10 protein-coding genes and 1 tRNA gene are annotated in these 11519 nt (G+C 58.2%); all 11 read right to left on the bottom strand.

All coding sequences use genetic code 11. The annotated features are described in order from the left end of the window. Positions 1 to 685 precede the first annotated feature (685 nt). Positions 686 to 775: transfer RNA gene (locus ACXAG1_RS12125), tRNA-Ser, on the bottom strand. Between the two features lie 221 nt (positions 776 to 996). Then, positions 997 to 1191 (bottom strand): carbon storage regulator CsrA, encoded by a 195-nt coding sequence (gene csrA, locus ACXAG1_RS12120; protein WP_010131831.1) that lies wholly within the window; start codon positions 1189 to 1191, stop codon positions 997 to 999. A 215-nt stretch (positions 1192 to 1406) separates the two neighbouring features. Continuing rightward, positions 1407 to 2645 (bottom strand): aspartate kinase, encoded by a 1239-nt coding sequence (locus tag ACXAG1_RS12115; protein ID WP_475092315.1) that lies wholly within the window; start codon positions 2643 to 2645, stop codon positions 1407 to 1409. Between the two features lie 169 nt (positions 2646 to 2814). Beyond that, positions 2815 to 5427: an alanine--tRNA ligase gene (gene alaS, locus ACXAG1_RS12110; protein ID WP_475119821.1), complete on the bottom strand. Its 2613-nt coding sequence runs from the start codon at positions 5425 to 5427 to the stop codon at positions 2815 to 2817. Positions 5428 to 5489: 62 nt separating this feature from the next. Further along, positions 5490 to 5852 (bottom strand): histidine triad nucleotide-binding protein, encoded by a 363-nt coding sequence (locus ACXAG1_RS12105; protein WP_475092313.1) that lies wholly within the window; start codon positions 5850 to 5852, stop codon positions 5490 to 5492. Between the two features lie 34 nt (positions 5853 to 5886). After that, positions 5887 to 6072, bottom strand: coding sequence for a Trm112 family protein (locus tag ACXAG1_RS12100; protein ID WP_475092312.1), 186 nt, complete (start codon positions 6070 to 6072; stop codon positions 5887 to 5889). Between the two features lie 451 nt (positions 6073 to 6523). After that, complete coding sequence (glpK, locus tag ACXAG1_RS12095) at positions 6524 to 8002, bottom strand: glycerol kinase GlpK (protein WP_475092311.1); 1479 nt, start codon at positions 8000 to 8002, stop codon at positions 6524 to 6526. Positions 8003 to 8123: 121 nt separating this feature from the next. Further along, a complete protein-coding gene (locus ACXAG1_RS12090) occupies positions 8124 to 8735 on the bottom strand; it encodes a regulatory protein RecX (protein ID WP_475119819.1) in 612 nt (203 codons plus the stop codon). A 2-nt stretch (positions 8736 to 8737) separates the two neighbouring features. Beyond that, positions 8738 to 9769 carry a recombinase RecA gene (recA, locus tag ACXAG1_RS12085; protein ID WP_475092309.1) on the bottom strand — a complete coding sequence of 344 codons (1032 nt, stop codon included), beginning with the start codon at positions 9767 to 9769 and terminating at the stop codon, positions 8738 to 8740. 164 nt (positions 9770 to 9933) lie between these two features. After that, positions 9934 to 10455, bottom strand: a complete 522-nt coding sequence (locus tag ACXAG1_RS12080) for a CinA family protein (RefSeq protein WP_475119818.1) — start codon at positions 10453 to 10455, stop codon at positions 9934 to 9936. A 39-nt stretch (positions 10456 to 10494) separates the two neighbouring features. Continuing rightward, positions 10495 to 11430 carry a MaoC/PaaZ C-terminal domain-containing protein gene (locus ACXAG1_RS12075; protein WP_475092307.1) on the bottom strand — a complete coding sequence of 312 codons (936 nt, stop codon included), beginning with the start codon at positions 11428 to 11430 and terminating at the stop codon, positions 10495 to 10497. Positions 11431 to 11519 lie beyond the last annotated feature (89 nt).

Below are 11519 nucleotides of genomic sequence, written 5' to 3'. Positions count from 1 at the left end.
TATTGCTTGATCGAATTTTTAAACAACTCAGCGTGGCGCTCGGCCCTCACTGTGGGATGCGCATTTTACACATCCAATCTGCTGAAGCAAGCGCTTTTTGCAGACTTCTTTGAAGCGCGAAACCGTTATAAATCAACGCTTTCTGGCCTCTCGACCACCGCCCTGGGTGACCGCTGAAGTGGCGCGCATTATAGCGACCTCCTCGACCTTGGCAAGCGCTTTTTGAAATTCTTTTCGGAGTAAAACTCTCAGAAAATCAAAAGCTTATCTTGCCACCTCGCCGCTGTTTGCGTTGCCGCTCAAGCAGCGAGGGCGCGAACTATACGGGGGTGGCGGAGGGCACGCAAGAGGTTTTGTGAAGTTTTTTTGGTTGGAGGTTTTGGGTGCCAGGAATGAAGCTTTTGTGGGGTTCGCCTGGGTCAGTTCGCTACCCGTAGAAAGCTGATGCCCAACTCAACGGCAAACCCAAAATCGGCTTCGTCCTTTTGTAAATAACTTAAGCCGAGGAAGCCGCCTCCGGGCGGGATGGACTTGAAACACGCTTAGGCGCGTCTCAACCCTACGGGCTCGGCTGCGCTTCGGTCTCAACTCGCTTGCGCGAGTTGATCGAACCCGCGAGGCTTCTCACCCTCCCTCACCGCCATACAAAAAAGGCCCCATGCTTTCGCATGGAGCCTTTTTTGTATGGCGGTGAGGGAGGGATTCGAACCCTCGATGAGTTTAACCCCATACGCCCTTAGCAGGGGCGCGCCTTCAGCCACTCGGCCACCTCACCGTATAACTTTCCGCCCTGCTTTAGCAGGGCCACAGCAACTTCGAACAATTGATCTTGGCTGCTGAAAGTGAGCGGCATCATACCAACGGCGAAGCAAAAATCAATGGGGAATCAATAACTTTTTGGGATTTCTTCACCGGCGTTCACAAATCATACAGGCACAAAAAAGGCCGCTCTGCGGCCTCTTTCTCATCGACGAAAACTGTCATTCAAGACACTTCTCAGTCGGCACTGCCCTCACTGGAGGACTGCTTTTCACGCTGAATGCGCTGATAGATCTCTTCACGGTGAACCGCTACTTCTTTCGGCGCATTGACTCCGATACGTACCTGGTTGCCTTTCACACCCAATACGGTAACCGTCACATTGTCACCAACCATCAGTGTTTCACCGATACGGCGGGTTAAAATTAACATTACCTACTTCTCCTTGATCATCCTGTGATTTGGTACGACCGGTTATCCCTGGCCCGCACCTTGGGCCATAATAACCCGAGATTGCTGCAAACCGAGAATCTTGTCCGTCACTTTATTCAGTATTGCCCAGACGCAGAAAATCTCAACACGTCGTACCGTGCGCCAAACAACCGAATTGCTATGGTCGCCGGCGGTATCCATCACTCTGGTTATAGTTACGCAGAGGCCTTGGGTTCCGAGAGTTCAAATGCGCTGTGGAGCGCACGCACTGCGAGCTCAAGGTAGCGCTCATCGATGATGACCGAAATCTTGATTTCGGACGTGGTAATCATTTGGATGTTGATGTTGTCTTCACCCAGCGCCTCAAACATGCGCGAGGCAACATTGGCATGCGAACGCATACCAACACCGACAATGGACACCTTGGCAATCTTGTCGTCAGACACCACCTCTCGAGCACCAAGCTCACCCGCCACCCGCTCCAGAACCTTGCGGGCTTTGCCCAGGTCATTGCGGTGTACGGTAAAGGTGAAATCGGTGGTGCCGTCGATCGCGCTGATATTCTGCACAATCACATCGACTTCGATATTTTCAGCACCCACCGGCGCCAGGATGCGGCAAGCCACCCCGGGGGTATCTGGCACACCGCGGATTGTCAGTTTTGCCTCATCGCGGTTGAACGCTATGCCGGAGACTACAGGCTGTTCCATATCGCTCTCTTCCTCATCCAGACTAATCAGTGTGCCGTTGCCGTCCTCAAATGTGGAAAGGACACGCAGGGGGACTTTGTATTTACCCGCAAATTCAACCGCGCGGATCTGCAATACCTTCGAACCCAGGCTCGCCATTTCCAGCATTTCCTCGAAGGTAATGCGGTCGAGACGGCGAGCACTGTCTACAACTCGTGGGTCAGTGGTGTAAACACCATCAACATCGGTGTAAATCTGGCACTCGGTGGCATCGAGGGCAGCGGCAAGGGCAACACCGGTGGTATCGGAACCACCGCGACCGAGGGTTGTGATATTGCCTTCGTCGTCGACCCCCTGGAAGCCCGCAACAACGACCACTTTCCCAGAGTCCAGATCCCGTCGCATGCGCTCCACGTCGATGCGCTGAATACGGGCCTTGGTATGTGCGTTATCCGTGAGAATCTTGACCTGACCACCGGTGTAAGAACAGGCATCGTACCCGCGCTTTTTCAGCGCCATGCTCAGCAGTGCAATGGTGACCTGTTCGCCGGTGGAAACCAGTACATCCATCTCCCGGGGGTCCGGGTTTTCCTGGATCTGGCTCGCCAGGCCGATAAGACGGTTGGTTTCTCCGCTCATGGCGGACAGCACGACGACCATATCGTGGCCCTGGGCCTTGAAGCCCGCCACTTTGTCGGCCACAGCCTCAATACGCTCGATGGAGCCTACCGAAGTGCCGCCGTATTTCTGCACGAACAAACTCATCGCTCTAGTGTTTCCTTACTACCTGACTATCTACCTGAGTGCGCGGTACCAGATCCGCAGGAGCCGCGCACTAAATCACCAATCTTCGGGCAAATCAACTGAAAAATTGCGAGTTGTAGCCAATAAACTTCATCTGATTGCCCGGCGCCGAAATATTCGGCGCCTGGTTTCACTTGATATTGCTTTCCACCCACTGGGGAATGGCTTTGAACAGCGCTGGCAACGCCGCCACGTCGGTGCCACCACCCTGCGCCATATCCGGGCGACCGCCGCCCTTCCCTCCGAGCTCACCGGCGGCATACCGCATCAGGTCACCCGCTGCCAGTCGACCAGTGAGATCCTTGGTAACCGCGGCAACCAGCGCTACCTTGTCGTCGCCTGGCGCCGCCAACAACACTGCACCGCTACCCAGTTTGTTTTTCATCTGGTCAGCCAGGTCACGCAGGGATTTGGCGTCCGCGCCATCAATCGATGCGGCGAGCAACTTGATACCAGCCACCTCCACAGCCTGACTGGAGAGGTCTCCACCAGCACCACTGGCAAGCCGGGTCTTCAGGGTGGCCAGGTCTTTTTCCAGCTTGCGGTTATTGGCGAGTAACTGCTCCACCTTCTCCGCCAGATTTTCCGGACGCGCCTTGAGCAGTGCCGCCGTGTGATCCAGACGCTGCTGGGCCTGATCAAACAAGGCCAGAGCGTGGGCACCGGTTACAGCTTCGATTCGACGCTGGCCCGAGGCAATACCACTTTCCGCCACAATACGTAGCAGACCGATATCACCAGTGCGCTCTACGTGGGTACCGCCACACAGTTCCACGGAGAATGCACCGCTATCGTTGCGCTCCCCCATGGTCAGAACACGTACGGAATCACCGTACTTCTCACCGAACAATGCCATGGCACCTTTGGCCTTGGCGGTTTCAATATCGGTTTCTTCGGTCTCCACCGCGGTGTTCGCGCGGATCTGACTATTTACCAGCGCTTCGATCGCACGCAACTGCTTACTGGTAACCGCTTCCGGGTGGGAGAAGTCGAAGCGCAGGCGCTCGGAATCCACCAGGGAGCCTTTCTGGGTGACGTGATCGCCGAGAACTTTGCGCAGTGCCGCGTGCAGCAGGTGCGTGGCTGAGTGGTTGAGCGCGGTGGACTGACGCACATCACCGGCAACTTCCGCAGTAACCTGATCACCAACCGCCAGATTGCCGGACAGCAGTTTGCCCTGGTGCAGATGGTGCGCGCCGTGCTTGATACAGTCGCCCACTTCAAAACGGCCGGAATCGGACTGCAGATATCCGCTGTCGCCAACCTGACCGCCGGATTCGGCATAGAAAGGTGTGCGGTCCAGGACGATATCTGCAGACTCGCCCTCTTCAATGCTGTCGACCAGCTCGCCATCTTTAATGATGGCAACCACCTTGCCCTGTTCGCTAACGCGGTCATAACCGAGAAACTCGGTAGCGCCTTCAAGATCCAGATTGTCGGTGTAATCCTGCTTGAATTTGCCCGCCGCACGGGCGCGTTCGCGCTGGGCGTTCATGGCTTTTTCGTAACCAGCCATATCCAGGGTCAAGCCGCGTTCGCGGGCGATATCCTGGGTAAGATCCGTGGGGAAGCCGTAAGTATCGTGCAGGGTAAAGACCAGCTCACCGGGCACTTCGGAGCCATCGAGTGACGCCAGCGCCTCATCCAGCAATGCAAGACCTTTATCCAGGGTCTTCGCAAACTGCTCTTCTTCTTTGCGCAGCGCCTTTTCGATCAGCGCCTGCTTCTCTTTCAGCTCCGGATAGGCTTCGCCCATCTCCGCGACCAGAGCGGCTACCAGCTTGTAGAAGAAAATATCCTTGTGCCCAAGCTTGTGCCCGTGGCGAACCGCGCGACGAATAATGCGGCGCAGCACGAATCCGCGGCCCTCATTGGACGGCATGACACCGTCGGCGATCAGGAAAGAACAGGAGCGGATATGGTCCGCAATTACCCGCAGAGACTTCTCTTCGGTATCGCCACAACCAACGACTTCCCCGGCGGCATTGAGCAGCGCCTGGAACAGGTCGATTTCATAATTGGAGTGCACACCCTGCATAACCGCAGCGATACGCTCCAGCCCCATACCGGTATCCACAGACGGCTTGGGCAGCGGGTGCAGCTCGCCATCGGCGGAACGCTCGAACTGCATGAATACGAGGTTCCAGATTTCGATATAGCGATCGAGATCGTCGTTTTCGGAGCCGGGAGGACCGCCGGGCACGTCGGCGCCGTGATCATAGAAAATCTCGGAGCTGGGACCGCAGGGGCCGGTATCGCCCATCTGCCAGAAGTTGTCTTCATCCAGACGGGAGAAGCGGTCGGCACTAACGCCCACTTCTTTCAGCCAGATATCGGCGGCCTCGTCATCACTGATGTGAACGGTTACCCACAGGCGCTCTTCCGGCAGGTTCAACTCTTTGGTCAGAAACTGCCAGGCAAACTGGATGGCTTCGCGTTTGAAGTAATCGCCGAAGCTGAAGTTACCCAGCATTTCGAAAAAAGTGTGGTGACGGGCGGTGTAACCGACGTTTTCCAGGTCGTTGTGCTTACCGCCGGCCCGCACGCAGCGCTGAGAGCTGGCGGCGCGAACATAGGGCCGGGACTCCTGGCCGAGGAAGGTATCCTTGAACTGCACCATACCGGCATTGGTAAACAGCAGCGTCGGGTCATTGCCCGGCACCAGGGAGCTGGATGGAACACGAGTGTGCTCCTGCTCGGCGAAATAGTTGAGAAATGCTTCGCGTATCTGTGCGCTCTTCATTCGGGCTGTGTCCACATCGTCGGTAAATTCCTGTCGGCCCCGGGTATCCCCAGGCCAACGTTTCAGTCTTGCAGGTCTTCAACAAGGCCCGCTTCTGGCAGCTCGCGCTGCGCCAGCAAATGTATGTGCAGGTGAAACACCGTCTGGCCAGCTCCGCGGCCATTGTTGATCACCAGGCGGAAGCCGTCTTCCAGTTGGAGACGCGCCGCCATTTTTGAAGCCACCCACATCAAATGGCCGAGCAGCGGCACATCTTCTTCGCGGGCATCCGCCACGCTAACCAGTGGCTTGCGGGGAATAATCAGCAGGTGGGTGGGCGCCTGGGGAGCACGATCCTTGATGACGATACAGTGATCGTCTTCATACAACCGCGGGGCAGGAATTTCCCCGGCAATAATGCGGCTGAATACACTGACTTCTTCCATGCCTTTCCCCAATGCCCACAAATACCGCTAACGATTACTTGTCCAGCTTTTCGTCCACGGTCAGCTGGCGCGCTTCAGACTCCAGCATCACCGGGATGCCGTCGCGTACCGGATACGCCAAACCGCTGGCCTTACACACCAGCTCCTGCGCCTCTTCGTGATACTCGAGAGGGGCCTTGCTGACTGGGCAGACCAGTAAACTCAGTAATTTCTTGTCCATGTCGATCTCGGTGTTTCACTCAGATGACGCCCGCCGCCCTGAAAACGGGATGCCCCGGGGCTTGGCGGGCAAAAATGACCGCGTATGGTACAACGCTTTTTCGGGCTTTTCACGAATGACGGGAGAATTCCGCGGCCACTGGTTTGACCGCGGGCAGGAAGGGCTAGGGAACCTCTGATCAAGTCCGTGATGCCTCAGGCTTTCAGAGCGATTCACAATCAAGGCGTGGCTTCGCAGGAATGTCTAGACCTTTCAAGAAGTCACAACGCAGAGTATGAATCGCTCTGAAAGCCCCGTAGGGCGCGACCTGAAGACAGCATCTGCTGCGTTGCAGCTCTTGTAAAGGGCCAGCCATTCACTGCGAGCTGCGCCTAACAGCTACTGCCTTCAGGTCACGCTGAGGCATTACGGACTTGATCAGAGTTTCCCTAGGCGCCTGGCAACGGGATAGCTAGAAGCTGCGGCAGGCGGATACCGCCTTGCGCCAGCCATCGAGATGAGACTGGCGAGTCTGGGCGGACATCTGTGGCAGAAAGTCCTGCTCGATGTCCTGCAGGCACTCGGGAAGCGCATCGCTCTCCCACAGGCCGGCACCGACACCCGCGAGCAAGGCGGCGCCAACGGCGGTCGATTCTATCTGCCGGGGCCGCTCCACACGCAGGTTGGAAATATCCGCCTGGAACTGCATCAGGAAATTATTCGCGCTGGCGCCGCCATCCACTCGCAGGCACTGCAACTCGACCCCCAGGGCCTGGGCCATCAGCTCTGCCAACTCGTGACTCTGAAAGGCAATGGCTTCGAGCGTGGCGCGGACAATCTCTGCCCGCCCTGCACCCCGGGTGAGACCGAACATGGCACCGCGGGCATCGGCATCCCAGTGTGGCGCCCCCAAACCGCTGAAGGCGGGCACCATATACACACCTCGGGTGTGCGGGATGGACTGGGCCAGCTGCTCAGAATCTGCCGCCTGCTGAATAACCCCCAGGTCATCCCGCAACCACTGTACCGCCGCACCGGCATTGAATACCGACCCTTCAATCGCAAATTGCGGCTGACCGTCTGCACCACAGGCAATGGTGGTGAGCATGCCATCCGGCACCAGCGGGCGGCGCTTGCCGGCACTGGCCAACATAAAACAGCCGGTGCCGTAGGTATTTTTCATACTACCCGGCGCAAAACAGCCCTGCCCGTATAGCGCCGCCTGCTGATCGCCCGCGACCCCAGCGATGGGCACCCGGGCACCGAAGAAAGCGGTGGGATCGGTAGTGCCAAAGTCACCGGCGGACGGGCGGATTTCCGGCAGTATGGAAGCGGGGCAATCGAACAGTTCCAGTAACTCGCTGTCCCACTGGTGGCGATCCAGGTCGTACAGCAGGGTTCGGCTGGCGTTGGTATGATCAGTGAGGTGCTGGCGTCCACCGGTGAAGCACCAGATCAGCCAACTGTCGATGGTGCCGAAACAGAGATCCCCGGCCTCGGCTCGGCGATGTAGCTCCGGCGACTCGCGAAAGATCCAGCGCAGCTTGCTGGCGGAGAAATAGGCATCCAGCAACAGACCGGTTTTGGCGCGCACCATGGGCTCGGCCCCTGCCCTGCGCAATTCATTGCAGATTCCGGCCGAGCGCCGGCACTGCCAAACGATGGCGGGATGCACTGGCTCGCCGGTCGCTCGATCCCACAGCACTGTAGTCTCGCGCTGATTGGTAATCCCCAGCGCACTCAGCTCGGACGCCTCAATGCCCGCCCGCTGCATCGCCGCCGCGCACACCTTCAGGGTCACCTGCCAGATCTCACTGGCATCGTGCTGTACCCAACCGGGCTCGGGGTAATACTGGGAAAATTCCGAATAACTGCGGCCGCGCAGCTTGCCATTGGTATCGAAGATAAAGGCGGTGGTACCGGTAGTACCCTGGTCGATGGAGAGAATCATGAAAGCGCGCCAGATCCGGGGTCGTTCTGTTTATGGATGGTTATTCACAAAACAACAGCCCCACTAGGCCTAGTGGACTCCGGCTGAACTAGTGCCAGTATATACGACGCGACAAGTCGACTCAGTCTTGCGGCCGGTTCAGCTCTTCAATGGCGTACTGGATCGCATCGCCATAGAAACCGCGGTAGGCCAGATACCGCTGGCGCCGCGCGCGCTCCTTCAACAATTGCTCCCGCGGCAGCGAGTCGTCGACGGGGCGGCGAAACTTGCGCTGCAATTGCTCCAGGGCAAGCTCGAACCAGTCCATTTCCTCCTGCAGCTTGTCCATCGCCTCCAGGGCCAGCACCCCGCGAATTCCACGGATCTGCAATTCCTGCCGGATTCGCAGCGGCCCCTGCCCACGGTTTACCCGGGAGCGGCAGAAGGTCTCGGCAAAACGCCGGTCACACTGGTAGTTCAGCTCCTGCAGCCGCTGCAGCACGCCGTCAAAATCTGCATCGGGGTGCTTTCGCGCGAGCTTCTGGCGCAGCTCTTCGCAGGAGTGCTCGCGGCGGGCAAGTAGATCCAGCGCGTGATTGAACAGCGCCTGGAAAGCATCGGCAGGTGTTTTATGGGGCTGAGGGGCAGGCGATGAGGGCGAGGCGTCTGAAGAGGGGCCTGAGGAGAAGTCTGGCGACGGGAAGTCGCAGTCTGCACTGCCCCCGTCGCCATTGGGATTGCGAAAGAAAGACAAGATCAGTCTTCCGCAGCTTCCACTTCTTCGGCCGGAGCCGGAGTCACGTCACCGAGCAACTGGGCGCGCAGCCCGGATTCGATCTCGTTGCGGATATCTTCGTTCTCTTTGAGGAACTTCACCGCATTGGCCTTGCCCTGGCCGATCTTGTCACCCTTGTAGCTGTACCAGGCGCCGGCCTTGTCGACCAGGCCCATTTTCACGCCGTAATCGATAATCTCGCCCAACAGGTTGATGCCCTGCCCGTACATGATCTGGAACTCGGTCTGCTTGAACGGCGGTGCCACCTTGTTCTTCACGACCTTGACCCGGGTCTCGTTACCCACCACCTCATCGCCTTCCTTCACGGAACCGATACGACGGATGTCGAGGCGCACAGAAGAGTAGAACTTGAGCGCGTTACCGCCGGTGGTGGTTTCCGGGGAGCCGAACATCACACCGATCTTCATACGAATCTGGTTGATGAACACGCACAGGGTGTTGGTGTTTTTGATGTTACCGGTCAGCTTGCGCAGGGCCTGGGACATCAGGCGGGCCTGCAGGCCTACGTGGGAATCGCCCATTTCGCCTTCAATTTCCGCGCGCGGCGTCAGCGCCGCTACGGAGTCGACCACCAGTACATCTACGGCACCGGAGCGCACCAGCATATCCGCCACTTCCAGGGCCTGCTCACCGGTATCCGGCTGGGAAACGATCAGCTCGTCTACGTTCACGCCCAGCTTCTCGGCGTAGATCGGGTCCAGTGCGTGCTCCGCATCCACGAAGGCACAGGTGCCACCTTTGCGCTGGGCTTCGGCGATCACCTGCAGGGTCAGGGTCGTTTTACCAGAGGATTCAGGACCGTAGATCTCGACAATACGACCGCGCGGCAGGCCGCCAATACCCAGTGCCACGTCCAGACCAAGAGAGCCGGTGGAGATCGCCGGGATGCGTTGCCGCTCCTTGTCTCCCATACGCATGACGGTGCCCTTGCCGAACTGGCGCTCGATCTGAGAGAGCGCTGCCTGTAAAGCCTTGTCTTTGTTGGAATCCATGACCTTTCCCATATGTACCTGAAATTTGGTGAGTAATGACTGCTATGGAAAGGGAGCTTAGAGAAAAATTACTGTATAAGCAACCAGTAATCGGGAATGGCGGGTATTCGACGGGCCAGGATAGAAAACCTGGCACAGCAGTACCGGACAAACGGGAATGAGGGTCAGGCTGGGTGACTGCGGGTAATGGCCAGCAAGCCCTGCAGGGCTTCGTCTACGGTTTGCAACTGAATGGCAGCGCGGTTGCCGGTGAAGTGCATTTGCCGGGCCTCGACGGACAGAGGTTCCTGCCCCTCCCCGTGTGCCCAGGCAATCCACACAGTACCTACCGGCTTATCTTCACTGCCGCCATCCGGACCAGCGATACCGCTCACCGCCACGGCCAGATTGGCATCCAGGCGATTGAGTGCCCCCACCGCCATCTGCCGAACCACCGGCTCGCTGACCGCGCCGGCGGTATCAAGGTCTCGCTGATCGACGCCGAGAAAGCTGCGCTTGATTCGGTCTGCATAGGATACAACTGCGCCATCAAACCAGACCGACGAACCGGCAACGGAAGTTATCGCTGCGGCAATGGCGCCACCAGTGCAGGACTCGGCAGTGGTCACTTTCCAGCCAAGCCGGACCAGCTCTTCGCCGAGTTCTGCCGCTAACGCCATTCGCGGATCCGTGTCGCTATTCGCCATAAACTTCTGTTCCGCCTCACAGACACACTTCTGCCAGCCCTACCGCAACGGCTCGAGCAGACCATTCAGATACTGGGTTTTACCGCTGTCGTCCGCAACCCGGAAACCGGTTGCCAGCTCCCCGGTGACACACTGGAAGCGCACGGACGAAGGCAGAAGTACCGGGCGTTTGTACTCCACACTCAACCGGAACTGCTGCGGCAGCCCCGCGCCTTTCTCCAACGAGGCAAGGCAGGCTGCTTTGGTCCACATACCATGCACAATGGCACTGGAAAAGCCAAACAGCCGCGCCGAAGACGCGAACAGGTGAATGGGATTCCAGTCACCGGATACCCGCGCGTAGCTGCGGCCAGCAGCCTCCGGAATAGCCCACGCCTCTGCACTGCCAGCCGCCATATCGGGCATGACTCCCGGGAAGGCAGCAAACCCGGACTGCAGGGGCTTGTCTTTACCGCCGTGACGCGCACGGCTCAACATCACGCTTTCGCACTCCCACACAAGGTCGCCCGCGACACTGACCCGGGTAACCAGCGCGAACTCATAACCGCGTTTGACCGCCACCGGTGACAGCAGATCACAGCGAATATCCAGCGCTTCGCAGGATTCGACAGGGCGGTGTTGGGTTATCTGGTTACGCAGGTGGACCAGACCGAGAATGGGGAAGTGAAATGCATCGGAAACCAGTAATTTCAGATGCAGTGGCATAGCCAGAACAAACGGATAAGTGGCCGGCAGCTGGCTACCAGCGTTAAAGCCACATACCTCGCGATAGGCGCGCACACGCTCGGCATCGACTCTCTGCCCGCGCAGGCTGACACTGGCCAGAACTGCTGGCCCCTGGGCGGCCGAAGCCCCCTTTTTGCGAGCCGTCAAAGCGCGGAAATACAGAGGAAGTATGGCCGGGCAGGCGCTCAGCTCAATCTGCAGGGGTGAAGACCGGTCGGTTGCCTTGGGCACAGCGTTAAGTCTCGGCATAAATCTATTGGCTCCAAATGATACCTCGCGACAGAGCGATAGACCAATCAGTCATATCATCCTGTCAAGCCATTATCTTGCCCCCGATT

The sequence above is a fragment of the Microbulbifer sp. ABE4_465 genome (assembly GCF_056160765.1).
This window is presented reverse-complemented; position numbering and strand designations above follow the sequence as displayed.